At 72.5% G+C, this 24046-nt stretch carries 22 protein-coding genes and 1 pseudogene; 14 read left to right on the top strand and 9 right to left on the bottom strand.

The features are described 5' to 3' along the window. Positions 1–12 precede the first annotated feature (12 nt). Both GCE65_RS00790 and GCE65_RS00785 read right to left on the bottom strand, forming a co-directional pair. A complete protein-coding gene (locus GCE65_RS00790; RefSeq protein ID WP_153877038.1) occupies positions 13–2079 on the bottom strand; it encodes a cation-translocating P-type ATPase in 2067 nt (688 codons plus the stop codon). 1 nt (position 2080) lies between these two features. Continuing rightward, positions 2081–2314: a heavy-metal-associated domain-containing protein gene (locus tag GCE65_RS00785; RefSeq protein WP_153877037.1), complete on the bottom strand. Its 234-nt coding sequence runs from the start codon at positions 2312–2314 to the stop codon at positions 2081–2083. Between the two features lie 197 nt (positions 2315–2511). Here GCE65_RS00785 and GCE65_RS00780 point away from each other — a divergent pair, with 197 nt between their 5' ends. The 10 genes and pseudogenes from GCE65_RS00780 to GCE65_RS00735 all read left to right on the top strand — a co-directional run bounded on the left by GCE65_RS00780 (position 2512) and on the right by GCE65_RS00735 (position 13800). Continuing rightward, on the top strand, positions 2512–3552 hold the full coding sequence (locus GCE65_RS00780; RefSeq protein WP_194164916.1) for an ABC transporter substrate-binding protein: 1041 nt from the start codon (positions 2512–2514) through the stop codon (positions 3550–3552). Then, positions 3552–4322, top strand: a complete 771-nt coding sequence (locus tag GCE65_RS00775; RefSeq protein WP_152817902.1) for an ABC transporter ATP-binding protein — start codon at positions 3552–3554, stop codon at positions 4320–4322. Before GCE65_RS00780 ends, GCE65_RS00775 begins: the two co-directional genes overlap by 1 nt. A 1-nt stretch (position 4323) precedes the next feature. Next, positions 4324–5208, top strand: a complete 885-nt coding sequence (locus GCE65_RS00770) for an ABC transporter permease (protein WP_153877036.1) — start codon at positions 4324–4326, stop codon at positions 5206–5208. Between the two features lie 173 nt (positions 5209–5381). Beyond that, positions 5382–6349 (top strand): annotated as a pseudogene (locus tag GCE65_RS16925) (Ldh family oxidoreductase). Further along, positions 6346–7713 (top strand): acyl-CoA thioester hydrolase/BAAT C-terminal domain-containing protein, encoded by a 1368-nt coding sequence (locus tag GCE65_RS00760; protein ID WP_153877034.1) that lies wholly within the window; start codon positions 6346–6348, stop codon positions 7711–7713. The pseudogene GCE65_RS16925 and the gene GCE65_RS00760 overlap by 4 nt, the downstream one beginning before the upstream one ends. A 101-nt stretch (positions 7714–7814) precedes the next feature. Beyond that, a complete protein-coding gene (locus tag GCE65_RS00755) occupies positions 7815–8699 on the top strand; it encodes a DUF1684 domain-containing protein (RefSeq protein WP_153877033.1) in 885 nt (294 codons plus the stop codon). A gap of 43 nt (positions 8700–8742) precedes the next feature. After that, a complete protein-coding gene (locus tag GCE65_RS00750; RefSeq protein ID WP_153877032.1) occupies positions 8743–9615 on the top strand; it encodes a carbohydrate ABC transporter permease in 873 nt (290 codons plus the stop codon). A 133-nt stretch (positions 9616–9748) separates the two neighbouring features. Then, positions 9749–10573: a carbohydrate ABC transporter permease gene (locus GCE65_RS00745; protein WP_228760040.1), complete on the top strand. Its 825-nt coding sequence runs from the start codon at positions 9749–9751 to the stop codon at positions 10571–10573. A 178-nt stretch (positions 10574–10751) separates the two neighbouring features. Next, on the top strand, positions 10752–12263 hold the full coding sequence (locus tag GCE65_RS00740; RefSeq protein ID WP_153877031.1) for a leucine-rich repeat domain-containing protein: 1512 nt from the start codon (positions 10752–10754) through the stop codon (positions 12261–12263). A 199-nt stretch (positions 12264–12462) separates the two neighbouring features. Continuing rightward, positions 12463–13800, top strand: a complete 1338-nt coding sequence (locus tag GCE65_RS00735; protein ID WP_152817909.1) for a sugar ABC transporter substrate-binding protein — start codon at positions 12463–12465, stop codon at positions 13798–13800. A gap of 58 nt (positions 13801–13858) precedes the next feature. Here the strand turns inward: GCE65_RS00735 and GCE65_RS00730 are convergent, their stop codons facing one another. Together GCE65_RS00730 and GCE65_RS00725 are read right to left on the bottom strand one after the other, a co-directional pair. Next, positions 13859–14269, bottom strand: coding sequence for a PPOX class F420-dependent oxidoreductase (locus tag GCE65_RS00730; RefSeq protein ID WP_153877030.1), 411 nt, complete (start codon positions 14267–14269; stop codon positions 13859–13861). Between the two features lie 118 nt (positions 14270–14387). Beyond that, positions 14388–15188 (bottom strand): deoxyribonuclease IV, encoded by an 801-nt coding sequence (locus tag GCE65_RS00725; RefSeq protein ID WP_153877029.1) that lies wholly within the window; start codon positions 15186–15188, stop codon positions 14388–14390. Between the two features lie 85 nt (positions 15189–15273). Here GCE65_RS00725 and GCE65_RS00720 point away from each other — a divergent pair, with 85 nt between their 5' ends. Next, complete coding sequence (locus tag GCE65_RS00720; RefSeq protein ID WP_153877028.1) at positions 15274–15954, top strand: DNA-3-methyladenine glycosylase I; 681 nt, start codon at positions 15274–15276, stop codon at positions 15952–15954. A gap of 28 nt (positions 15955–15982) precedes the next feature. Next, complete coding sequence (locus GCE65_RS00715; protein WP_153877027.1) at positions 15983–16546, top strand: NADPH-dependent FMN reductase; 564 nt, start codon at positions 15983–15985, stop codon at positions 16544–16546. 158 nt (positions 16547–16704) lie between these two features. On the opposite strand, the gene folE is transcribed toward GCE65_RS00715, so the two are convergent. Both folE and GCE65_RS00705 read right to left on the bottom strand, forming a co-directional pair. Next, on the bottom strand, positions 16705–17307 hold the full coding sequence (folE, locus tag GCE65_RS00710; RefSeq protein WP_153877026.1) for a GTP cyclohydrolase I: 603 nt from the start codon (positions 17305–17307) through the stop codon (positions 16705–16707). After that, complete coding sequence (locus GCE65_RS00705; RefSeq protein ID WP_228760039.1) at positions 17304–17888, bottom strand: hypothetical protein; 585 nt, start codon at positions 17886–17888, stop codon at positions 17304–17306. Before GCE65_RS00705 ends, folE begins: the two co-directional genes overlap by 4 nt. Before the next feature lie 91 nt (positions 17889–17979). Between GCE65_RS00705 and GCE65_RS00700 the strand changes: the two genes are divergently transcribed. Then, complete coding sequence (locus tag GCE65_RS00700) at positions 17980–18660, top strand: metalloregulator ArsR/SmtB family transcription factor (protein ID WP_152817914.1); 681 nt, start codon at positions 17980–17982, stop codon at positions 18658–18660. Between the two features lie 253 nt (positions 18661–18913). Here the strand turns inward: GCE65_RS00700 and GCE65_RS00695 are convergent, their stop codons facing one another. Continuing rightward, positions 18914–19948, bottom strand: a complete 1035-nt coding sequence (locus GCE65_RS00695) for an LLM class F420-dependent oxidoreductase (protein WP_153877025.1) — start codon at positions 19946–19948, stop codon at positions 18914–18916. Positions 19949–20006: 58 nt separating this feature from the next. Between GCE65_RS00695 and GCE65_RS00690 the strand changes: the two genes are divergently transcribed. Further along, on the top strand, positions 20007–20921 hold the full coding sequence (locus GCE65_RS00690; RefSeq protein ID WP_153877024.1) for an LLM class F420-dependent oxidoreductase: 915 nt from the start codon (positions 20007–20009) through the stop codon (positions 20919–20921). Positions 20922–21009: 88 nt separating this feature from the next. Here the strand turns inward: GCE65_RS00690 and GCE65_RS00685 are convergent, their stop codons facing one another. Together GCE65_RS00685 and GCE65_RS00680 are read right to left on the bottom strand one after the other, a co-directional pair. Continuing rightward, a complete protein-coding gene (locus GCE65_RS00685) occupies positions 21010–21750 on the bottom strand; it encodes a copper homeostasis protein CutC (protein WP_194928758.1) in 741 nt (246 codons plus the stop codon). An 86-nt stretch (positions 21751–21836) separates the two neighbouring features. Next, entirely contained in the window at positions 21837–23960 is a 2124-nt protein-coding gene (locus tag GCE65_RS00680) for a fused protease/ribonucleoside-triphosphate reductase (protein ID WP_153877023.1), read from the bottom strand. Positions 23961–24046: the final 86 nt, after the last annotated feature.

The following is a 24046-nucleotide window of genomic DNA, read 5'->3' as shown; positions in this document are numbered from 1 at the left end:
GATGCGGGAGCGTCAGTCACGACGAGTGTAGGCAACATGGTCATCGCCGCTTCCGCCATCGGGCATGGAGGTGGGCGTGACCGTCGGTGCGGGCGCGGGCCCCTCGCCGAGAGATCCCTGCGGCGCGCCGAACGCGGGTTCCTGTCGAGGTCCGGGGGCCACGCCTCCGCGTCCCGCGTTCGACCCGATCCGGGTGTGCCGGTCGCGGCGGCGCACGAGCCGGGTGGCGTTGAGGATGACGGCCAGCACGCTGATCTCGTGCACGAGCATCCCCCCGGCGAGGCCGACCACGTGCAGGAGCACGAGGGCGACGAGCACCGCGACGGTGGCCAGGGCCAGCGCGGTGTTCTGCTTCATGATCCGCACCATCGCCCGGGTGGTGCGGCGGGCGTGCGCGACCGATCCGAGCCGGTCGCCGAGGAGCACGACGTCCGCGCTGTCGATCGACACGTCCGCGCCGGTCGTGCCCATCGCGATCCCGACCCGGGCCGTGGCGAGCGCGGGGGCGTCGTTCACGCCGTCGCCGATCATGATCACCCGCTCCCCGGCGGCCTCGAGGCGGGCGACGAACTCGGCCTTCTCGTGCGGCAGCAGCCGGGCGTGCGCCTCGTCGATGCCGACCCGGGCCGCGACCGCACCGGCGGCGAGCGCGTTGTCGCCGGTGAGCATGACGACCCGGTCGATGCCGGTGGCCCGAAGGTCGGCAACCGCGGCGGCGGCGCCGGGCCGAACCGCGTCGGCGATCGCGATCGCGCCGAGGTAGTCGGCGTCCGCCGCGACGAAGACGACGCTCGCGCCCGCCGCCTCGTGCTCGGCGATCCACTCGCTCGAGCCGCCCACCCGGGCACCCGCCTCGGCGAGCAGGTCGGGATGCCCGACGCTCACGAGCCGGTCGCCCACCCGGGCCGTGAGTCCGCGCCCGGGGTGGGTGACGACGTCCGAGGGTCGACCGGGGTCGGGCGCGCCGGAGCGTTCTGCGGCCGCCACGATGGCGCGGGCCAGGTGGTGTTCCGAGGCGGTTTCCACCGTGGCGGCCAGTCCGAGAAGATCGAGGGGTCCGGCGCCGACCGGGTCGAGGGCGGTGACCACGGGCCGCCCGCCGGTGAGGGTGCCCGTCTTGTCGACGACCGCGACCGTGGCCGCGGCCAGGTCCTCGGCCGCGGCGCCGGAGGTGATGAGCACACCCGAGCGGGCGAGCGTGCCCAGCCCGGCGACCATCGCCACGGGCACGGAGCTCACGAGCGCCCCCGGGCAGGCGATGACCAGGAACGTGAGCGCGAGGGCCACGTCACCGGAGACGATCCCGGTGAGCACGGCCCCGGCCACGATCGCGGGGGTGTAGATCCGCGCGAACCGTTCGAGGAAACGCTGCCCGCGGGTGGCCGAGGACTGCGCCTGCGCCACGAGGTCGATGATGTGCGCGAACGTCGTGTCCCCGCCGACCTCCTTCGCCCGCACCTCGAGGTAGCCGAGTTCGACCGTGGTGCCGGCGTACACGGTCTCGCCGGCGGTCCGGATCACGGGCACGGGCTCGCCGGTGATCGTCGCCTCGGCCACGCTCGCGCTCCCGGTGAGCACCTCGCCGTCGACCGCGATCCGAGTGCCCGGGGTGAGGATCACGGTCTCGCCGGATCGCACCTGCCCGGCCGGCACCTCGGCGCGCGCGCCGTCCCGGATCACGACGGCGGTGGTCGGCGCGAGCGCCACGAGTCCCTGGAGCGAGGAGCGGGTGCGGGCGAGCGTGCGGGCCTCGATCCACGCCCCGAACAGGAAGAGGAAGGAGACGACCGCCGCCTCCACGTATTCGCCGATGACGAGGGCGCCGATCACGGCGACCGTCACGAGCAGGTCGATGCCCAGTGCCCGCACGCGCAGCGCCCGGGCCGCCCGCAGCCCGATCGGCCCGAGTGCCACGAGGGCGGCGGTGACGAGCACGCCGTCGCGCAGGCCCGGGGCCCCCGCCAGGTGGGCCCCGGCCGCCGCCGCGAGCAGGACGGCGGCGGCGAGGGTGATTCGGGCACGGCCGAGCGGGCCGAGGAGGCCGTCGAGGGCGGACGTGAGCGCCCGGGGCATCCGCATCTCAGGCCGCCACGGGCGCCGGCGCGCTCGAGAGCACCGGGTATCCGAGCCGGGTCACCGTCGTGGCGATCTCGGCGGGGGTCACGGCGGCCGGGTCGTAGTCCACCTGCACCCGGCTCAGGGCGAAGCGCACGCCCACCGCGGTCACGCCGGGCAGCCGGCCGAGCGCGCGCTCGATGGTGGCCACGCAACTGGGGCAGGTGAACGGCTGGGTGGTCAGGGTGATCGAGCTCATGGCTTCCTCCGCGGGTCCGGATCGAATGTGATGACCCCAGTCCATCGCCGACGGCCCGGACCCGCCTTGACCCACGTCAACGAGCGGCTCGCCCGGTTTGTGAGACGCGGCATCTCGTTCCCCGGTATTGGCCCAAGATGGACGGGAGCGCGTGTCGACCACGACCACGACGAGTCGCAGCCACCCATGGAGAGTTCATGACCGCATCCCGCCGTATCCTCGCAGCCGTGACCGCGACGGCCGCCGCCCTCGCCCTCGCCGCCTGCGGCAGTTCCGCCGGCGACGAGCCGGCCGAGGGGTCCGAGTTCCCGGCCATCAGCTTCATGTACTCCCCGTACGCCGACTACGCCCCCTTCTTCGTGGCGTTCGAGAAGGGCTATTTCGACGACGCCGGCGTCGAGGTCGAGCTCATCGCCAAGGGCGGCAGCTCCGGGGAGACGTTCCAGCACGTGAGCACCGGCAACGTCACCGGCGGCGGGGCCTCCTGGGCCGCGGGCCTGTACAACGCGACGGCCGCCGGGGCCTCGCTCGCCGTCGTCTCGAGCGTCTCGCGGGTGCCGGAGTCCGGCCCGAACCCGGCCCCGCTCATGGTCCGCGAGGGCTCGGGGATCACCGAGGGCGCGGACCTCGCGGGCAAGAAGATCGGGACCACGGGCGAGAGCGGCTTCTCCTACTACTCGATCAGCCTCGCGCTCGCGTCGGTCGGCCTGAGCCTCGAGGACGTCGAGACGGTCAACCTCGGCGCGGGCGACATCATCCCCGCGCTGGCGAACGGCTCGATCGACGCGAGCTGGACCATCGAGCCCATCAGCACCGCCGTGGCCGACGAGGGCTTCGGGCACGAGCTGCTCGACATCGACTACCACGCCGGCACCGAGCTCGGGGCGATCATCTTCAACGCCGAGTTCACCGACGAGCACCCCGACGCGGTCGTCGCCTTCCTCACCGCGTACCTGCGGGCCACCCAGGAGCTCGCGGGCGGCGGCTGGGAGGACCCCGCGACCCAGGAGATCATCGCCGAGTACACGAACCTGCCGGTCGAGACCCTCACCTCGCTCGCCCTCTCGGACGTCGACCCGGAGGGCAAGGTGAACTGGGAGTCCGTGCGCGCGCAGGAGGAGTTCTTCCGGGAGCAGGACTCCCTCGAGTTCGAGGGCGACTCCGGGATCGAGGACGTCTACCGCGACGACCTGCGCCAGCAGGCCGTCGACGCGCTCGAGGCGCTGCAGGAGTCCTGATGAACCCGGCGAACGCAGTCGAGGTACGGGACCTGTGGAAGGCCTATCCGCACGCCGAATCCCCGGGCGGGATCCGCGTCGTCCTCGAGGACGTCTCGGTCGACATCGCCGCGGGTGAATTCGTCTCCGTGGTCGGCCCGTCGGGATGCGGGAAGAGCACGCTGCTGCGGCTCGTCGCCGGGCTCGAGCAGCACAGCCGCGGACAGATCACCACCGGGAGCCGGCCGGCGGTCGTGTTCCAGGAGCACGGCCTGTTCCCCTGGCTCACCGTGACCGAGAACGTCGGCTACCCGCTCCGGCTGCGGGGCCGGTCCCGCAGGCAGCGTGCCGCGGTCGTGGCGGAGTTGCTCGACATGGTCGGGCTCACCGACTTCGCGGACTACTATCCCGGCCAGATCTCCGGCGGCATGCGCCAGCGCACGTCCGTGGCGCGGGCACTCGCGGACGATGGGGACGTGCTCCTCATGGACGAGCCCTTCGGCGCGCTGGACGAGCAGACCCGCATCTCGCTCCAACTGGAACTGCTGCGCATCTGGGAACGCACCTCGAAGGCCGTCCTGTTCATCACGCACAGCGTCGACGAGGCGCTGCTGCTCTCGGACCGCGTGCTCGTCATGTCGACCCGGCCGGGCCGGATCATCCACGAACTGCACGTGCCCTTCGGGCGTCCCCGCAACCTGCTCAGCCTGCGGCAGGATCCGCGTTATACCGAGATCACGGCCCAGATGTGGGAACTGCTCGGGCAGACTTCCGCGCTGGGGAGGGAGTGACATGAGCGAGTTGCACACCGACACGACAGACACCACCACCGGCACTGCCGGCACTGCCGGCACCGGCGGCACCGGGGCACCGGGCCGGGCCGCGATCGAGGCGGAGCTGGTCGAGGCCGTCGCCGCCACCCAGGGCTCGCCTCTCCTCCGGCGGATCGGGCCGTTCATGCCGATCGCGCTCCTGCTCATCTGGGAGGTGTCCGGGCGCGTGGGTCTGCTCGACGAGCGCTTCTTCCCGGTGCCCACCTCGATCGTCGGCACGTTCCTCGAGATGCTCACGAGCGGTGACCTCTTCGACGACGCCTCGATCACCCTGACCCGGATCGCGATCGGCTTCACCATGGGCGCGGTGCCCGGGGTGCTGCTCGGGCTCCTGCTCGGCTCGGTGCGCCCGCTGCGTCAGCTCCTCGAACCGGTGTTCTCGAGCCTGCTGCCGATCCCGAAGATCGCGATCTTCCCGCTGCTGCTGCTCATCTTCGGCCTCGGCGAGACGAGCAAGTACCTCATCGTCGCGATCGGCGTGTTCTTCTACCTCTTCTTCAACACCCTCACCGGGGTGATGCAGACGCCGCCGCTGTACAACGACGTCGCCGTGGCCAACGGCGCCTCCCCGCTGCAGCGCCGGCTGACCGTCTCGCTGCCGCACGCGTTGCCGTCGATCTTCACCGGCACGAAGCTCGCCGCCGGCGGCGCGTTCGTGATCATCGCGGCCGCCGAGTTCGTGGGCTCGCAGAGCGGGCTCGGCTACCTGATCTGGAGTGCGTGGTCCACGTTCGCCGTCTCGAAGATGTACGTCGGGATCGTGACGATCTCCGTGCTCGGCTACGTGGTCACGCTGCTCATCGGGCTGCTCGAGCGCAAGCTCGTGCCCTGGGTGAAGTACTGATCGCCGTGCCGGAGGAGTCGATCGAGCTCGGGCGGGAGGAGCTGGCCGGCCTGCTGCGGGCCTCGCTCACGGCCCGCACGGCGGCGGGACCCTTCACGCCCGCGGACGTCGACCTCGCCACCTGGTGGCTCCTGCAGGCGGAGCTGCTCGGGCTGCCCCAGTTCGGGCTCGCGATGCTCGTGCGCGAACTCGCGCGCCTCGACGCCGCGGCGGCCCCGATCGCCTCGGGCGACGCAGGAGCCCCGGCTCGTTCGGGTGGCTCGGCCGGCTCACACGATCCGGCCGCACTGATCGACTCTGCCGGCTCTCCCGACTCGGGCGGTGCCGACCGGACGTGGATCGACGCCCGCCGCGTGCCCGGCCACGTCGCGATGGCCGCGGCCGTGCGGCTGGCGAGCCGCGTGGCCCGGGAGCGCGGCGACGCGATCGTCTCCCTCACCGGGGTGGGCGCGCTCGGCATCCTCGGGTCGCCGGTGCGCAGCCTCGCGGACGGCGGCCTCGTGGGCGTGGCGTTGGCGAACTCGGCGCCCATCGTGGCCCCGTGGGCGGCCACGGACCGGCGATCGGCACGAACCCGATCGCCGCCGCCGCACCTCGGGCGGGCGGACCGCCCCTCGTGGTCGACTTCGCCACCTCCCCGACGACCGTCGCCGACCTGCGGCGGGCACGCGACCGGGGCGCCGACCTCGACGGCCCGGGCGGCTTCGACGCCGCCGGCCACCCCGTCCGGGCCGCCGCCGATGTGCGCGCGCTCGCCCCGGCCGGGAGGCTCGGATCCCTCACGGGGCTCGTGGTCGAACTCCTCGCCGGGATCGGGGCCGGCGGGCGCGGCATCGGCCCGGAGCCGGCGGGCCGCAGCGCCCTGGTCATCGCCCTCGATCCCGGAGCCCATGGCGGCATCCGCGCGGCCGAGGTCGCGGCCGGGCTCGGGGTCGACTGGGGTGCGGCCGGCGGACACGTGCCCGCCCGCTTCGACTCCCTCCCCGCGACCCTCGCCGCCGCCCCCGCCCGGCTGCGGGTGGCGCGCGCCGCCGTCGAGGCGCTCACCGGTGCACGGGCCGGACGGGCCGGATGGACCCAGGCACCACAGGGGACCCAGACATCACAGGGAACACAGGCATCACGGGAAGGACGATCATGACCGAACACTCCGCCCTGCGGCTCGAGGTCTCCCCCCGCACCGGCCCGCTGAGCCGGCGCCGGGAGATCCGGGTGAGCGGCGCCGTGCCCGGGTCGATCGTGACGATCCGGTCGGCCACGCAGCGCCCGGGCGGCACGTGGTCGGCCCAGGCGCGCTTCCTCGCCGACGATGCCGGCACCGTCGACCTGTCCACGAGCGCCCCGGTCTCGGGCGACTACCGCGTGGCCGATCCGATGGGCCTGTTCTGGGCGCAGCAGCCCGAGGACGCGGCCGGGCCGCTCGTCGGCGACGACGCGCGCGTGCCGCTGCGCACCCGGCTCAGCGCCACGATGGTCCCCGGCACCGGTCTCCTCGACGGCGCGCACCCCACCAACCCTGGGGCCGGCTCCGAGGCGGACGGGATCGGCGAGGCGCACGCCGAGGTCGAGCAGTGGCTGCTCTCCCCCACGACCGAGCGGATCGAGGTGCGCGAGGACGGCCTCGTGGGCACCCTGTTCCGGCCGGCGGGCCCGGGCCCGTTCCCCACGATCATCGTGCTCAACGGCTCGGGCGGCGGGATCAACGAGCATCGCGCGGCGCTCTACGCCGAGCGCGGCATCCAGGCCCTCGCCCTCGGCTATTTCCGCGCCGAGGGCCTGCCCCGGTACATCTCGCGCACCCCGCTGGAGTACTTCGAGCGCGGCCTCGACTACGTCGTGCGGACCTGCGACCCACTCGGTGGCCGGCCGCTCGTGAGCGGGCAGTCCCGGGGCGGGGAGCTCACCCTGCTGCTCGCCTCCCGCTTCCCCGAGAAGATCGCCGGCGTCGTCGCGTTCGTGCCGGGCGCCTTCGTCTTCGGCGCGCAGGGCGCCGCCGATCCGGCCGAGGGCTGGGACGGCCCGACCTGGACGAGCGGGGGCGCGCCGCTCGAGCACTTCTGGCGCGCGAACGCGGGCGTGACCTGGCAGCCGTGGGACGGCGCCCCCCGCCCCCACCGGCACACAGACGTGTTCATCGACGGCCTCCGCGACCGCGACCTCGCCCGCGCCACCCGGATCCCGATCGAGGCCTTCGACGGCCCGGTCGCGTGCGTCTCGGGGCTCGACGACCGCGCCTGGCCCTCCTCCCTCGCCTCCCGCCTGGTCATGTCGACCCTCGAGCGGCACGGACACGCCGCCGAACGGCTGCACCTGGACTACGAGGCCGCCGGTCACACGATCGGGGTGCCATTCCTGCCGGCCACCCGGATCGAGGTGACCCACCCGGTCTCGGGAACGACCTACTCCAACGGCGGCACCCCCGCCGGGAACGCCCGCGCGAGCGAGGACTCCTTCGAGCGGGTCTGCGAATTCATCCACCGGTCCGCCGCCGATCGACCCCGGTGAGCGCCGGCGGTCGCTCGATCCGGTCGCCGGCAGTCCCCCAGAGCCACCAGCAGTCCCCAGTAGTCACCAGTAGTCACCCGAAACGAGAGGTCCCGGTCATCATGACGGTCGTGGAGCACCTGGAAGGTCAGTGGCGTCAGTGGCGCCACGACCACGTCGCGGAGATGTTCCGCCCCTACGGCTGGACGGCGCTCGTCGCCCAGCACTGGCTGCGGCCCGGCGACGAGGGGGTCGAGCTCGACGACCTGCCCGGCACGTGGTCCGTCGCGGACGGCCGGGTGATCTTCACCCCGCCGGCCACGGGCCCGACGCTCGCCGTCGACGGCTCCCACCCCACCGACCCCGTGGAGATCGTGCCCGGGCGCAACCAGACCTACGGCCACGGCCGCAGCGTGCCGGTCTACTTCGGCGTCTGCGAGGTCGAGACGATCGAGCGCTCCGACAACGCCGGGAACCGGCTCTTCGCCGTGCGCGTGCGCGATCCCCGCTCGGCCGCGAGCGCGGGCGACGCGGGCGTGCGGGCCTTCGACTACGACCCCACCTGGCGGATCCCCGGGGTCTTCACCCCGTTCGACCGGCGCGACGTCGAGGCCGAGACGGTCGAGGCCGGGGTCCGCGAGCTCACCCCCCACATCGGCACGTTCACGTTCACCCACGCCGGCGCGAGCCACGAGGTGGTCGTGCTGGGCAAGGAGACCGCCACCGGGGTCCAGCCGGTCGTGCACTTCCGGGACGCGACGAACGGCGACCTCACCTACGGCGCCGGTCGCGTGGTCGAGATCGACTTCGTGGACGACGGGGCCCCGCATCCGGCCCGGATCGACTGGATCGACTTCAACTACGCGGTCGCGCTGCCGTGCGCGTTCACGAACTTCGTCACGTGCCCGCTGCCGCCCGCTCAGAACCGGCTCGACCTGGCGGTGCGCGCGGGCGAACAGCGGCCCGCCCGCGACGTCGCCCGCGTGCTCACCTTCGACGAGGAGTGAGAGCGCCCGGGCGGCACTAGGCTTCGTGTCCGTGGGAGGTCGAGTGAGCACGCGCCGCCGGGCCGAGGCGCGCGCCGGGTACCTGCTCCTGATCCCGAGCCTCATCGGCGTCGTCGGGTTCCTGCTCGTTCCGGTGGTCATCGTGATCGGGCTGTCGTTCACGACGTACGACCTGCTGAGCCCGCCCGAATGGTTCGGCCTGGGCAACTACGCCTACCTGCTCACGTGGGACAAGTTCGGCAACTCCCTGCTCGTGACGGCGCTGTTCACGCTCATGGCCATCCCCACCTCGATCGCGCTCGGGCTGTTCCTGGCGGTCGCCGTCAATCGCAACCTGCCGGGCACCTCCTGGCTGCGGGTGCTGTACGTGCTGCCGTGGGTGTGCGCCCCGCTCGCGCTCGGCGTCGTGTGGAAGTGGCTGCTCGATCCGACCAACGGCGCCGTCAATGCGCTGCTGGGGCACCGGGTCGAGTGGCTCACGAGCCCGGGGACGGCGCTGCCGGCGGTCGCGTTCGTGCAGGTGTGGTCGAGCGTGGGCTACATCTCGCTGTTCTTCCTCGCCGGTCTCCAGCAGATCCCCGAGTCGGTGTACGAGGCCGCACGGATCGACGGTGCCGGCCCGGCGCGCACGCTCTGGTCGATGACGCTGCCGCTGCTGCGCCCGACCATGTTCTTCGTGACCGTCACCTCGATCATCGCGAGCTTCCAGGTGTTCGACACCGTCTACGCGATGACCGGCGGCGGCCCGGGCGGCCGCACCGACGTCATCGCCTCCCGCATCTACAACGAGGCGTTCGTCTCGCTCCGGCTCGGGCGGGCCGCCGCGATGGCCGTGATCCTCTTCCTCATCCTCGTCACGGTCACCCTCGTCCAGCAGCGCTATTTCCGGCGCCGGATCACCTACGACATGTCGTGACGCCATGAGAATCCAACCCACCACCCCACCCTCACCCCCGCCCGTGGCGACCGCGCCTACGAGGGGCGCGGGGACGTCGTCCACACGCCTCGAGCAGGACGGGCGGAGGGCACGCCGCGCTCGCCCTGCGCGCGTGGCCCGGTTCTGGGCGAACCTGGCCACCTACGCGTTCCTCGTCGCGGGGGCGCTGCTCATGCTCGGGCCGTTCGTGTTCTCGGTGGTCACCTCGCTCAAGACGCCGCACCAGTTCAACACGACGTGGCCGCTCACGCCGCCCGATCCGGTCACGACGGAGAACTACACGGCCCTGTTCGGCGAGCAGTACGACTTCTTCGTGCCGATCGCGGTGACCGTGCAGGTGGTCCTCGTGCTCGTGGCGGGGCAGCTGCTCAGCTCGATCCTCGCGGCGTACGCGTTCGCGCAGCTGCGGTTCCCGGGGCGGGACGCGCTGTTCTGGGTGTACCTGTCGACCCTGATGATCCCGGCGGTCGTGACGATCATCCCGCTGTATTCGATGATGACGGCCCTCGGCTGGAAGAACACGTTCGCGGGCCTCGTCGTGCCGTTCATGTTCGGATCCCCGTATGCGATCTTCCTGCTGCGGGAGAATTTCCGCTCGACGCCGGCCGACGTGCTCGACGCCGCCAAGATCGACGGGGCCGGGGTGCTGCGGCGGCTGTGGCAGGTGATGGTCCCGATGAACAAGCCGATCCTGGCGACGCTGCTGCTCATCACGGTGGTGAGCCAGTGGAACAACTTCATGTGGCCGCTCATCATCGCCCCGGCCGAGGAGTGGAACGTGATCACCGTGGCCACCGCCGCCCTGCAGACGCAGTACGCAGGCAATTGGACCCTCGTCATGGCGGCCACGACGATCGCGCTCGCGCCGCTGGTCATCCTGTTCCTGGCGTTCCAGAAGCAGATCACCTCCTCGCTCGGGGTGACCGGCGTGCGCTGAGCCGTGGTCGGGACCCGTGGTCGGGAGCCGGATCGGGGGTCGGCGCGCGGGGCCGCTGGTAGTCTGCCCGTGGCCGCCCATTCCGTCCCGAGCCGATCCTGCGCTCCAGCGCGCGATGAGTCGACCACACCGCCGTGCGCCGACCCCGAGAAAGGCAATGATGACGAGTAGTCGACCCATGCCCACCGCCCGGCCCCGCCGGGCCCTCGCCGCGCTCGCCGCCACCGGCCTGCTCACCCTGGCCGGATGGGGAGGATGGGGCGCCACCGCGGCGACCGCGGCCACCGGCACGACGACCGACGGGCTGACCTTCACCACCTCGGCGGACGGCGCCACGATCACCGGCTACACGGGCGAGGACGTCGTCCTCACCCTCCCGGCCGAGGTCACCACCGGCGGCGAGACCGTTCCGGTGACCGGCATCGGCTACCGCGCGTTCAGCGGCGCCGGACTCACCGCCGTCACGCTGCCCGAGACGCTCGTGACGATCACGGCCGCGGCGTTCGAGGCGAACGAGTTGACGGCGATCGAGATCCCCGCGGGGGTCGAACGGATCGGGAACAACGCGTTCGACGGGAACGGGATCACGGGGCTCGTGCTGCCCGACTCCGTGACCAGCCTCGGGAGCATGGCCTTCGCCGACAATGCGCTGGTGAGCCTGGAGCTGTCGGCGGGCCTGACGGAGATCCCCACCCGGGCCTTCGAGGACAACCGACTGGAATCGGTGACGATCCCGCCCGCGGTCACCTCGATCGGGGACTACGCCTTCAACAGCAACGCGCTCGAGGAGCTGGTGCTTCCGGAGGGGATCACGTCGATCGGCATCAACGCGTTCCAGTTCAACGAGCTCACGTCGGTATCGCTGCCCGAGTCGATCACCGAGATCCCCGAGTACGCCTTCAGCGGCAATCGCCTGACCACGGTGACGATCCCGGCGTCGATCACCGCGATCGGTGCGGGCGCCTTCAAGGACAGCCCGCTCGAGTTCGTCGTCTTCCTCGGCCAGGCCCCGGCCCTCGGGGAGGCGGACGGCACCGGCGCCCTTCCCGCGGCGGTCGGCACCGTCTACGTGATGCCCGGGGCCACCGGCTTCGACGGCCCCGCGTGGGAGCCCTATTCGATCGAGGTGCTCGAGCTGACGGTCGCCGTGACCGGGCCGGCGGCCGGGCCCGTGGCCACCGGTGACGACGTGGTCGTCTCGGGCACGTGGCCCATCGCGGGCGCCGAGGTGGCGCTCAGCCTCGATGGAGCCGACCTCGGCACGGCCACCGTGGGCGAGGACGGCGACTACTCGATCACCGCGACGATCACCGCCGAACCGGGCGACCACTCGGTCCTCGCCACGACGGTCATCGGCGGCGTCACGATGGAGGCCGCGACCGGCCTCACGGTCGCCGCCCCGCCGGTGGAGGAGCCGGACCCCACGGATGAGCCCGACCCCACGGATGAGCCCGAGCCCACGGATGAGCCCGAGCCCACGGAGGAGCCCGCGGCGAGCGACGAGCCCGGTTCCACCGAGGAGCCCGCGGGCGAGGACGTCGTCGTCGGAGCCGGCTCCGACGAAGCGACTCCCCCGGGTGAGGCCCTGGCCGAGACCGGCCCGCCCGCGCTGTTGCCGTGGGCCGTGACGGCGGCGGTGCTCGGCCTCGCCGGGCTCGCGCTGCGGCGGCGCGCGCACCTCGCCCGCTGAGCCTTCGCGTCGGCCGGGCGTTCGCGTCGGCCAGGCGTTCGCGTCGGCCGGGCACGGCCGGGAGTTCTGGCCGGGCCGGGCAGGCGCGATCGGCCGTTCCAGATGGTGACCCTTCGCGGCATCGGCGGGCCGAGACGCCCCGTTCCCGTTACCGTGGGACGGGGCGGGGCGAGCGCCACCGCCGAGGACGGAGAGAGACATGACCATCGGACTGCGGCGTTCGCTGCTGTCGACCTGTGCCATCGCCGGCGCTGCCGCGCTCGCGCTGTCGGCCTGCTCGCCCGGGGCGCAGGCGGAACCCGACCCCGACGAGAGCGGGGAGACCACCACGGTGACGTTCCGGCTGTGGGACGAGAACGCGGCGGACGCCTACGAGAAGTCGTTCGACGAGTTCACGGACCAGAACCCGGGGATCAAGGTCGATATCGACGTGGTGCCGTGGGGGAACTACTGGGATCGTCTCCCCCAGGACATCTCCTCAGGCACGATGGCCGACATCTTCTGGACCAACACGTCGAACTACGGCATCTACGCCGACCAGGACCGGCTCATCGACATCGGCGCGGCCCTCGGCGACGACCACGACGCGTGGAACCCCTCGGTGGTCGACCTGTACACGCGCGACGGCTCCCTGTGGGGGGTGCCGCAGCTGAGCGACTCGATCGCGCTGTTCTACAACAAGGACCTCACGACCGCCGCGGGCGTCGACCCGTCGGCACTGACGTGGAGCCCCGACGAGGCGGCCGACACCCTCCTGCCGGCGCTGCAGAAGCTCACGGTCGACGCCGCCGGCAAGCACCCGACCGAGGAGGGCTTCGACGCCACCGACGTCGACGTCTGGGGCTTCAACGCCCAGGCCGACCTGCAGGCGATCTGGCTCGACTTCCTCGCGCAGAACGGCGGCACCTTCCAGAACGGCGACGAGTACGCGTTCGACAGCCCCGAGGGCGTCGAGGCGTTCCAGTACCTCGTCGACCTGATCAACACCTACCAGGTGGCCCCACCCGCCGCCGACACGAACGCGAACGGCGACCTGAGCCGCGACCTCTTCGTGCAGGGCAAGCTCGCGCTGTTCCAGTCCGGGCAGTACTCGCTGCCGGCGATGGCCGACGCGACCGACTTCGAGTGGGCGATCGCCCCGATGGTCGCGGGCCCGCAGGGCCGCATCGGGGTCGTGCACGGCGTGGCCGCCCTCGGCAACGCGGACACCCCGCACCTCGAGGCCACAACCGCCGTGCTCGCCTGGCTCGGCTCGGCCGAGGGGCAGCGTCCGCTCGGGGAACAGGGTGCCGCGTTCCCGGCCGCCCTCGACGCCCAGGACACCTTCACCGCCTACTGGGACGAGCAGGGAGTGGACACGAGCGCGTTCGCCGAGGCCGCCGCGGGCCCCACGACCCCCGCACCGGTCGGCCCCCGCTCGAACGCCGGCCTCAACGCCATCGGCGAGGTGTTCCCGGAGATGTTCGCGGGCCGCCTCGCGGTCGCGGATGCCCTGGAACAGGCACAGCAGAACGCGAACGAGGCGATCGCCGACTGACCTCGGCCGGATGCCGCAGCGAGCGCCGGTCCCGATGTGGGCCGGCGCTCGCTGCCGATCAGCCGGCCACCGTCGGACCGGCCTGTTCGGGGGTGAGCACGACGACGCAACGCTGCTCGCCGATCATCGCCGCCCGGTAGTCGTCCCAATTCTCGTGCTCCCCGCTGGCGCGGCGGTAGTAGTCGATGAGCAGGTCCATGGCCTCCGGCAGCGAGACGATCTCGACCGGGCCGGTGAGCTGGACCCAGGCGCCGAAGAAGGCGTCGGGCAGCACGAGCAGGGAGGCGCGGGGCTCGCGCCGCAGATTGCGGGTCTTCATCGCCGTCTCCCGGGTGCTCACGAGCACCCGGCCCGCCTCGTCGGCGACGGCGAGCACCGGCGAGAGCTGGGGATCGCCGCTGCGGCGCCGGGTGGCGAGCACGGCGCGGTGGTTGGTGCGCAGGAAGTCGAGCGCGTCGGGGAGGTCCATCTCCCAGGTGTACCGCAGTTGTGCCGCCAGGGCACGGCATGATGGCCGCGGGGTCGATCACCTACCCTGACGGTGGTCGATCGACCCCACTACGCGATGTGGTGCTCGGGCGGCGTCCTCAGCCGAGCCGCTTGCGCAGCCAGGCCATGTCGGCCCGGTGCTCGTCGACCCCGCCGGGGGTCTCGAGCATGACGGGCGCCCCGGCCTCGGCGACGACGGCCACGAGGTCGGCCTCCGGGATCGTGCCGTGGCCGAGGCCCGCGTGCCGGTCCGCCCCGGAGCCCTGCGCGTCGCGGGAGTCGTTGCAGTGGAGCAGGTCGATCCGGCCGGTGATCGCGGTGATCCGCTCCGCGAGGCCGGGCAGGTCTTCGCCGCTGGCCCACGCGTGGCAGGTGTCGAGGCAGAAGCCCACCCGATCACCGCCGTCGGCCGCGCCGATCGCCTCCCAGAGTCGGGCGATCCGCTCGAGGCCCCGGGCCATTGCGCCGTCGCCGCCGGCGGTGTTCTCGATGAGCACGGGCACGCGCTGGTCGAGGCCGTCGATGCACTTTCGCCAGTTGTCGAAGCCGACCGCGAGATCCTCGCCCGCCCGCACGTGCCCGCCGTGGACGACGATCCCGGCCGCACCGATCTCGGCGGCCGCATCGATCTGCACCTGCAGCTGCTTCCGGCTCGGGATGCGGATCCGGTTGTTCGTGCTCGCCACGTTGAGCACGTAGGGCGCGTGCACGTACAGCTCGACCTGCGCCGCCCGCGCGGCCACGGCGAGGGCCCCGGCCCCGCCCGGGTAGGCCACGTCGGCCCCCTTCCACCCCTTCGGGTCGCCCAGGAAGATCTGCACGTGCGCGGCCCCGCGCTCCCGGGCGCCGGCGATAGGGTCGGCCGCATCCACGTGCGCACCCAGTCCGAACTCAGGCATGCCGTCTCCTCCACAGTCTGCTGGACCATCCACAGGTCAACGTACCGGCCGGCGGCGCCGGGAGCCAGGCGTGCGAGCATGAGTCATGGCCAGGTGTTTCGGGGACGGTGATCCCCTCTACGAGAGCTACCACGACCACGAATGGGCCGTGCCACCGCCGGCGGGTGCCGACGAGCGCGAGCTGCTCGAGCGCCTCAGCCTCGAGGCGTTCCAGTCCGGCCTGTCGTGGCTGACGATCCTGCGCAAGCGGGAGTCGTTCCGCCTCGCGTTCGCGGGTTTCGATCCGGCCGTCGTCGCGCGGATGGGTGAGGACGACGTCGCCCGCCTCCTCGCCGACGCCTCGCTCGTGCGCAACGAGCGCAAGATCCGGGCGACGATCACGAACGCGCGGGCCCTCGAGGAGCTGCACGCGGGCGGCACCCGGCTGTGGGACGTGCTCGCCGCCCACACCCCCGATCGGGCGTTCTACGCCCACGACGGCACCCTCGTGCGGTGGCAGACGCACGCGCAGGTGCCGTCCCGGACCCCGTACTCGGTGGCCCTCGCCGCCGATCTCAAGTCCCGCGGCTTCACGTTCCTCGGGCCCACGACCGCCTACGCGACCCTGCAGGCCGTCGGCCTCGTGGACGACCACCTGGCCACCTGCCCGGTCGGCCTCGCCCGCGCCGAGGCCGAGGCGCGGGCACGGTCCGACGGCCGGTCGGTGAGGCCCCTCACAGCCCGCACCCCCGGCGATCCGATCCCCCTACAGTGGAGCTACTGTTGAAAACGTAACTACCTGTGGAGGTTCATTCGTGAAGATCGCGATCATCGTCGGCAGCACCCGTCCCGGACGCCTGGGCAGCCAGGTGGGCGCCTGGGTCGCCGCCCACGCCACCGACCGCGACGAGGCGACCTTCGAGGTGCTCGAGGTCGCCGACTTCGGGCTCTCGCTCCTCGACGAGGCCACGATCCCCGGCGCCGCCGATCGCGAGTACGAGAACCCCCGCACCCGGGAGTGGAGCACGGCGGTCGATTCCTACGACGGCTTTGTGTTCGTGGCGCCCGAATACAACCATTCGGTATCGGCCGCAATGAAGAACGCGTTCGACGTGCTCTACCCCGAGTGGGCCGGCAAGACCGTGGCCTTCGTCGGCTACGGGGCCTCCGGGGGGATCCGCGCGGTCGAGCATTGGCGCGGCATCGTGGCGAACGCCTCGATGTTCGCCACGCGCAACCAGGTCGCCGTGAACACCCTCACGGACTTCCCGGGCGGCGAGCTCGCGCCGTCCGACCGGCTCGCGGCCGACCTCACCGGGGTTCTTGATGAACTTGTTACATTAACTTCCCGGATCGGGTCGCCCGCGCTGGCGATCTGATGCATACTGGGTCCAGGATCTGCACTTAGCAGGTCCCAAGGCCGTCCCCCCTAGCGGCCTTAGATCGCTCAGCGATCCGCTCGGGCGCGCACTTCCCCTCGTGCGCGCCCGACGTGTTTCTCCAGGCGGTTACTCCGCCACCCGGAGCTATCGCCGGGTCAGCCGGCGATGCCGGAGAGGGAGAGGAACTCCTGGCGCGATCGCGGGTCGTCACGGAGTTGCCCCAGCAGCGCGGACGTCACGGTGGCCGCCCCCGTGGCCCGCGCCCCGCGCAGGCTCATGCACGAATGCTCGGCGGTGACGACCACCCCGACCGCCCGGGGATGCAGGTGCTCCTGCAGCCAGTCGGCGACCTGCTTGGTCAGCCGCTCCTGCGTCTGCGGGCGGCAGGCGACGTACTCGACCACCCGGGCGAGCTTCGAGAGCCCGACGATCCGCTCGTCCGGGAGGTAGCCCACGCAGGCGCGGCCCGTGAACGGCAGCAGATGATGCTCACAGACCGACCGCACGGGCACGTCGCGCACGACGACCATCTCGTCGTAGCCCTCGTCGTTCGGGAAGGTGGTCAGGTCGAAGGGGCGGGGAGTGAGCAGCTCGGCCCACGCCCGGGCCATGCGCCCGGGCGTGGCGGCCAGGTGCGGCTGGTCGAGCCGGATCCCCAGCGCCCGCAGGAACTCCGCGGCCGCGAACTCGGCCCGGTCCAGGTCGGCGGCGGGCCGCTCGGAGGCGACGCGCTCGGGCACGAGCTCCAGCGTGGTCATCGCGCGACCACCCCGCCCCACGGCCGGTCGTAGGCGGCGGCGAGCCGCGCGAGCGCAAACGCCGCGACGAGCAGGCCGACGTCGCGCAACGCCACGTCGTAGAAGCCCGAGTAGGTGAGCAGATTGATCACGATCCCGGCCAGCCACAGCGCCACCACATAGCTCGCATACCGCGGCTTGATCGCGATCGCGACGCCCGCGAGGATCTCGACCACGCCGACCACCATCATCGCCGTCGCCGCCGAGAACGGGATGATCCCCACGATCCACGGCGCCAGGTAGTCCGGCCAGAACGTGAGGCCGTCGATGAACTTGTCGATCCCCATCCACATCGGCAGGACCACGAACCCGACCCGCAGGAGCCAGTAGGCGGAGAACGCGGGCTCGCGGCGGAGTCGCTGCCCGAAGCCCACCCGATCGACCGTGCTCGATCCGCCCGATCCGCCCGATCCGCCCGACCCTCCCGCGCCGTCCGGCCCACTCGAGCCGTCCGGCCCACTCGGTCCACTCAGTCCACTCGATGTGCGCGATTCACTCGATCGGCTCGATGCGCTCGACACTCGCGACGCTGACTCGGTCATCTCCGACTCCTTCTAACGAACAATTGTCTTGTTCTTAGATTGCTCACCCCGACCCCTGTTTGTCAAGATCCGCTGTTGCTAGACTCGTGGCATGAGTTCGCACACCTCCCGCACCGCCCTGGCCGAGCTCAGTTCGCTGGCCGACCCGCTGCGCCGGCGCCTCTACGACTTCGTCGTGGCACAGGACGCCCCGGTCGGCCGGGACGAGGCCGCCACCGCCGTCGAGATCGGCCGCACCCTCGCCGCCTATCACCTCGACAAGCTCGCCGGCGCCGGCCTCCTCGACGTGAGCTATGCGCGCCGAGAGGGACGCACCGGCCCGGGAGCCGGCCGGCCGGCCAAGCTCTACGCCCGCGCCGAACGCGAGGTCGCGGCGAGCGTCCCCCCGCGCAACTACGCCCTGCTGGCGCGCCTGCTCGCGGGCGCCGCGGCCGCCGACGAGACCGGCGAGGTCTCCGCTGCCCTCGCCCGCGCCGCCGCCGCCGAGGGCACGCGCAGCGCCGACGGCGGCGCGGACCTCCTGGACGCCCTCACCGGCCTCGGCTTCGAGCCCGCGGTCTCGGAGTCCGGCGACATCACGCTGCGCAACTGCCCGTTCCACGCCATCGCCCAACACCAGAGCGAGCTCGTGTGCGGGATGAACCACGCCCTCATCCGGGGCCTGCTGTCCGGGGCCGGGTCCGATCCGGACCGCGCCGAGCTCGCCCCGCGCCCCGGGCGCTGCTGCGTGGTCATCCACCCGGCCGGCGCCCGACCCGCCGGAATCTCCTGAGGACGACCGCGGTTTAATCCCTGGCGCGAGCGCGGGCGGCGACGTAGCGTATGCGTACGCAAGGAAGGAGGTGATCCCAGCAGTGATCGAACGTGGGACATGTGAGGTGACTGTCCGCTGAGTCGGATGCCGGCATTCGCTCAGCGAATTCCAGCAGTCATCGGCGCCCGTGGGGGCCGCACCCAGTCCAGTGCGGCGGCCTGATCCAGGACCCCACGGGCGTTCCCCTGCCCACGGCCGGTCGGAAGGCCGATCAGAGCAGCGCCTCGGCGAGGGCAGGCAGGGCGCGCGGGTCGGTCTGCACGATGAGCCGGGTCACGCAGGTCGCCTCCCAGCGCCGCGCCTGCTCGCGGATCTCGGCGGGTGAGCCGGCGAGCGCGAGGTCGAGCACGAGCTCGGTGGGCACCGCCGCGGCCGCCGCGCGCCGGTCGCGCGGATAGAGCTCCGCTATCTCCTCGCAGGCCTCCGCCCAGCCGGCGCGGGCGATCGCCTCGCGGTGGAAGTTCGCCTCGCTCGAGCCCATGCCCCCCACGTAGAGGGCGACGTGGGGGGCGAGGAGCCGGGCCGCCTGCTCGACGTCGGCCCCGAGCGCGACCGGCACGATCGCGCTCACCTCGAAGGCGGAGGCCGGGCTGCGCTCCGGGGAGCGCCGGTCGAACCCGGCCGCCAGGTGTTCACGGGCCTGGGAGTCCCGACTCGGGGTGAAGAAGGCGGGCAGCCAGCCGTCGGCGATCTCGGCGGCGAGGGCGACGTTCCGCGGGCCCTGCGCCGCGAGGTGGATGGGCAGGTCCGCGCGCAACGGATGAACCGTCGAGGTGAGCGCCTTGCCCCGACCCGACCCGCCGTCGTCCTCAGGCAGTGGGAGCGGATAGTGCGGCCCGGGCGCGGTGAGTGGACCGCTCCGGGCGAGCACGGAGCGCACGATCTCGACATACTCGCGCGTGCGGGCCAGGGGCCGGGCGTACGGGCGTCCGTACCAGCCCTCGACCACCTGCGGGCCGGAGACGCCCAGGCCGAGGATGAAGCGGCCGCCGCTCAGGTGGTCGAGCGTGAGGGCGGCCATCGCCGTGGCGGCCGGCGTGCGCGCGTCGAGCTGGGCGATGCCGGTCCCGAGCAACGCGGTGGACGTGCGGGCGCCCCACCACGCGAGCGGGGTGAGGGCGTCGGAGCCGTAGGCCTCCGCGGTCCAGACGGAGTCGAATCCGAGGGCGTCGGCGCGGGCGACCGCCTCGGCGGCCCCCGGGGGCGGCCCGGCGGACCAGTAGCCGGTGTGGAATCCGATCTTCATCCACCCATCCTGACCGATCCGATTCGTGCCCGCAGGGCGGATGCGCCAGGCTGGTGGCATGGACTTTCGCATCTTCACCGAACCGCAGCAGGGCGCCCGCTACGACGACCTGCTCACCGTGGCCCGAGCGAGCGAGCGGCTCGGCTTCGAGGGCTTCTTCCGGTCGGACCACTATCTGGGGATGGGCACCGACGGGCTCCCCGGCCCGACCGACGCCTGGACCACGCTCGCGGGCCTCGCCCGGGAGACCGAGCGGATCACGCTCGGCACCCTCGTCGCGTCCGCGACGTTCCGCCACCCCGGCGTGCTCGCCATCCAGGTGGCCCAGGTCGACGACATGTCCGGCGGGCGCATCGAGCTCGGGCTCGGGGCCGGGTGGTACGCCGAGGAGCACGCGGCCTACGGGATCCCGTTCCCGGCGCGCCGGTTCGGCCTGCTGACCGAGCAACTCGAGGTGCTCACGGGCCTGTGGAACACGCCGGTGGGCGGGCGCTTCGACTACGCGGGCGAGCACTATGAGCTCGTCGACTCCCCCGCCCTGCCCAAGCCGACCCGGAGCGTGCCGATCATCGTCGGCGGCCACGGCGCCAAGCGCACCCCGGCGCTCGCGGCCCGCTTCGCCTCGGAGTTCAACACGCCGTTCGCGAGTGAGGACGACGTACCCCGGCTCTACGCGCGGGTGCGCTCGGCGTGTGAGGAGATCGCGCGCGACCCGGCCGAACTCACCTATTCGAGCGCGTTCGTCGTGTGCGTGGGCGCCGACGAGGCCGAGTTCACGCGCCGCGCCGAGGCCATCGGCCGGGAGCCGGGCGAACTGCGCGAGAACGGGATCGCCGGCACCCCGGCCGAGGCGATCGAGCGGCTCGGCCGGCTGCGCGCGGCGGGCACCGAGCGGATGTACCTGCAGGTGCTCGACCTCGCCGACCTCGACCACCTCGAGCTCATCGCCACGGAGGTCGTGGCGCGGCTCTGAGGCTCTGAGGCTCTGAGGCCCCCGAAGCCGCAGTCCCGGGACTGCGGCCCGGGGCTGCGGTCTGGGCGGGTCAGCGGCTTTGGGCGGGTCAGCGGCTCAGGGCGAGGTCCGCGGCCAGCGCGTCCACGACTCGGCGCGCGAGCAGCGGGTCGGTGCGTTCGTAGCCGCCGTCGTCGGCGGAGCCGAGCGCGAGGGCGTCGCCGGCGACGATCTCCTTGGCGGAGAAGTGCACGGCGTCGACCCCGGTGGCGGCGACCGCCGCGACGTTGCCGGGGTTGATGCCCGAGCCCGCCATGACCTGCATCCGGCCGGCGAGCCGGTCCACGAGCTCGCTGAGCACGGCGGTGCCGTCGGCCGCGAGGAGCGCGCCCCCGCTGGTGAGCACGCGCGTGATGCCGTGGCCGAGGAGCGTGTCGGCCACCTCGAACAGGTTGCCGCTCACGTCGATCGCCCGGTGGAACGTCACCTCCGCGCCGTCCGCGGCCGCCACGAGCGCATCGACCGCGGGAAGGTCGACCTCGCCGGTCGGGGTGAGCGCGCCGATGACCACGCCGGCGGCCCCGGCGGCCACGGCGTGGCGCACGTCCGCGATCATGACCGCCGTCTCGGCGGGGGTGAACACGAAGTCACCGGCGCGGGGCCGGATGAGCACATGTACCTCGACCCCGTGCGGTGCGCCGGCTGCGACGGCCGCCTCGATGACCCCGCGGGAGGGGGTGAGACCGCCGACGCCGAGCGCCGAGCCGAGCTCGACCCGGTCCGCTCCCACCTCGGCCGCGACGAGGGTCCCCGCCACGTCCTGCACGGCCAGTTCGATCGCTGTGTTCATCCTCGTCAGGGTAGTCGACCCACCGCCCCGAGCATGAGCGGCCGTGATCGGCTCCACACGGGATCACTCACCAACTGTGCGCAGCCTCACCCGTCGGCGGCGGCGAACTCGGAGTTGATCCTGAGTACGTCGAATTCGCAGTCGTCGGTGGCGCAGTACGCCTCGCCGATCGCATCGATCGTTGCGAGATCGCCGTCGTAGACGGCGTCGAGGAAGGCGGGCACGAGCCGGCGCGAGGCCTCCGCGTACTCCTCGGCCGTGATCTGCGTATAGGGCATCTGAGGGTAGGTGACGTTGCCCTGCGGCAGGAACGAGGCGGTCTTCAGCCGGCCGGAGAAGTCGGCGAGCACGCCGGCGATCTGGTCGGCCTCCGACTCCGGCTCGAAGGAGAGGGTGACCGAGACCGAGTTGTCCGACCAGTACGCCTGCGCGAGCGCCGCCAGCTCCGCCTTCTCCCGCAGCGGCACGTCCCGCTCGGAGCGGCGGGCGCCCGACTTGATGGGGAAGAAGACGACGGAGGTGCCGGCGGGATCCTCGGCGGCCGCCTCCACCCGGTACCCGGCGGCCCGGAAGAGGGTGACGAGCGGATCCTCGTTCCGGAAGCGGATGGCGCGGTTGAAGTAGGTTCCCCCCGGCGCCCAGTGCACCCCCGGGGAGACGCCGGCGACGATGCTCACGGTGCCGCTCGGCTTGACGGTCGTGGTTCGGATCGACTCGCGCACCGCGAGCCGCTCCGACAGCTCGCGGTCCCAGTCCCGGACGAGCCGGTAGCCGTCGTCCATCCACTCTCGCAGCGCCTCCCGGCCGTGGGTGTCGGCGAAGTCGGCGATGCCGGACATCGACGTGCCCACGCGCCGGTTGCGCTGCATCACGGCGTTGGTGCGCTCCCAGTGGGTGGGCAGCAGGGTGACGATCTTTCCGTAGAGGAACGCGATCCGCAGGGTGGCCAGGTAGTCCTCGAGCGACGTGGCCCGGGAGGGGAAGGTCTCCACGAGCGTGCAGCATTCATAGGATTCCAGCGGCTGCTCCGCGCAGGGGTTGTAGCCCGCGACCCGGTGATCCCGGTGATCGGCGGGGTCGGCGAGCCGGCCGTACGCGCGGGTCGTGTCGAGCCAGATGACGCCGGGTTCGCCGTTGCGGGCGATCGCGCCCGTGAGGGGCGTCAGGTCCGTCTCCGTGTCGACCACCACGGAGTTGTTCGACATCCACGCCCAGCCGGGTCGGGCGGGGTCGTAGGAGTTGCGTTCGGGGAAGACCTCGGGGTTCTTCAGGTCGAGGAAGTCCGGGTCGTCGATGCGGCCGAGGAGGATCTCGGCGGAGCGGCGCACGTTGCCGGCCACGACGCACACGCCGATGAGGTTGCCGAGGTCGGCGATGTCGCGGGTGCTCAGGGGCTCGCCGCCGCGACCGTGGAGGACCCCCGCGAGCGCGGTGTGCAGCCGGTGCAGCGGCTCGGGCCCCGCGGCGGTGCCCCCGAAGGTGCGGATGGGGGCGCCCTTGGGGCGTACGAGGGAGTAGTCCATCACCGGCAGGTCGGCGCCCGAGAGGTAGGCCTCGAGCACCAGGACCGTGGAGTCGACCCAGCCCTCGCGGGTGTCGGGGATGCGGAACACCGGTGTTCCCGGCTCGACGACCGGTGCCGACGCCGTCCCGCGGGCGTCGAGCTCGAATCCCGTGGTCGCCGCGTGCACGACCGGGTCGTGGATTGTCAGCCCCTGCGCGGCGCCGGCGGTGTCGAATCCGACGCCGACCCCGAGCATCGAGGCCTCCATGAGGAACGCGAACGGGGCGGCGGGGTTCGCGGGCGTCATGTCACCGGTGGAGACGAAGGCGCAGTTCTGCAGGGGCGCGGAGTTTCCGACCTCGTTGACCAGGGGGGTGCCCATGATCCACAGGCCCCGCCCGGGCGGGGTCCACTTGAGTTCGAAGAGCCGCTCGTAGGCGTCCTGGGCAAGTTCCTGCGCAGCGGCCTCGTCCCAGGGCAGGCGGCGGGTGCGCTGATGGTCGGCGAGGATGGAGAACATCCCCTCGACGACGCGCCGGCACACGTGGTGCCAGCGCTCCTTCGATCCGTCCTCGCGTTGGCGCGAGTAGGTGCGCAGGAAGGTGATCTCGCCGAGGGAGTTTCCGGCGGCATCGGCGAAGCCCCAGGGCACGGGGCGGTCGGCGAAGCGGGCGAGGAAGGAGTCGGGCAGCTGGAAGGAGAGCATCGGAGCGGTCTTTCGTCTCGGGATCGGTGGGGTCGGCCGGTCGGTGTGGTTGGTCGGCCGGTCGGTGGGGTCGGCCGGTCGGTGGG

Origin of the sequence: Pseudactinotalea sp. HY158 (assembly GCF_009660225.1) — a bacterium.
Classification (GTDB): Bacteria; Actinomycetota; Actinomycetes; order Actinomycetales; family Beutenbergiaceae; genus HY158.
Note: the sequence above shows the minus strand (reverse complement) of the source record. Positions and strands in the feature narration are given on the sequence as shown.

Coding starts and splice junctions, on each gene's coding strand:
- GCE65_RS00790 (WP_153877038.1), bottom strand. CDS start 2,079: ATGCGGATGCCCCGGGCGCTCACGTCCGCCCTCGACGGCCTCCTCGGC.
- GCE65_RS00785 (WP_153877037.1), bottom strand. CDS start 2,314: ATGAGCTCGATCACCCTGACCACCCAGCCGTTCACCTGCCCCAGTTGC.
- GCE65_RS00780 (WP_194164916.1), top strand. CDS start 2,512: ATGACCGCATCCCGCCGTATCCTCGCAGCCGTGACCGCGACGGCCGCC.
- GCE65_RS00775 (WP_152817902.1), top strand. CDS start 3,552: ATGAACCCGGCGAACGCAGTCGAGGTACGGGACCTGTGGAAGGCCTAT.
- GCE65_RS00770 (WP_153877036.1), top strand. CDS start 4,324: ATGAGCGAGTTGCACACCGACACGACAGACACCACCACCGGCACTGCC.
- GCE65_RS00760 (WP_153877034.1), top strand. CDS start 6,346: ATGACCGAACACTCCGCCCTGCGGCTCGAGGTCTCCCCCCGCACCGGC.
- GCE65_RS00755 (WP_153877033.1), top strand. CDS start 7,815: ATGACGGTCGTGGAGCACCTGGAAGGTCAGTGGCGTCAGTGGCGCCAC.
- GCE65_RS00740 (WP_153877031.1), top strand. CDS start 10,752: ATGCCCACCGCCCGGCCCCGCCGGGCCCTCGCCGCGCTCGCCGCCACC.
- GCE65_RS00735 (WP_152817909.1), top strand. CDS start 12,463: ATGACCATCGGACTGCGGCGTTCGCTGCTGTCGACCTGTGCCATCGCC.
- GCE65_RS00730 (WP_153877030.1), bottom strand. CDS start 14,269: ATGGACCTCCCCGACGCGCTCGACTTCCTGCGCACCAACCACCGCGCC.
- GCE65_RS00725 (WP_153877029.1), bottom strand. CDS start 15,188: ATGCCTGAGTTCGGACTGGGTGCGCACGTGGATGCGGCCGACCCTATC.
- GCE65_RS00720 (WP_153877028.1), top strand. CDS start 15,274: ATGGCCAGGTGTTTCGGGGACGGTGATCCCCTCTACGAGAGCTACCAC.
- folE (WP_153877026.1), bottom strand. CDS start 17,307: ATGACCACGCTGGAGCTCGTGCCCGAGCGCGTCGCCTCCGAGCGGCCC.
- GCE65_RS00705 (WP_228760039.1), bottom strand. CDS start 17,888: ATGACCGAGTCAGCGTCGCGAGTGTCGAGCGCATCGAGCCGATCGAGT.
- GCE65_RS00700 (WP_152817914.1), top strand. CDS start 17,980: ATGAGTTCGCACACCTCCCGCACCGCCCTGGCCGAGCTCAGTTCGCTG.
- GCE65_RS00695 (WP_153877025.1), bottom strand. CDS start 19,948: ATGAAGATCGGATTCCACACCGGCTACTGGTCCGCCGGGCCGCCCCCG.
- GCE65_RS00690 (WP_153877024.1), top strand. CDS start 20,007: ATGGACTTTCGCATCTTCACCGAACCGCAGCAGGGCGCCCGCTACGAC.
- GCE65_RS00685 (WP_194928758.1), bottom strand. CDS start 21,750: ATGAACACAGCGATCGAACTGGCCGTGCAGGACGTGGCGGGGACCCTC.
- GCE65_RS00680 (WP_153877023.1), bottom strand. CDS start 23,960: ATGCTCTCCTTCCAGCTGCCCGACTCCTTCCTCGCCCGCTTCGCCGAC.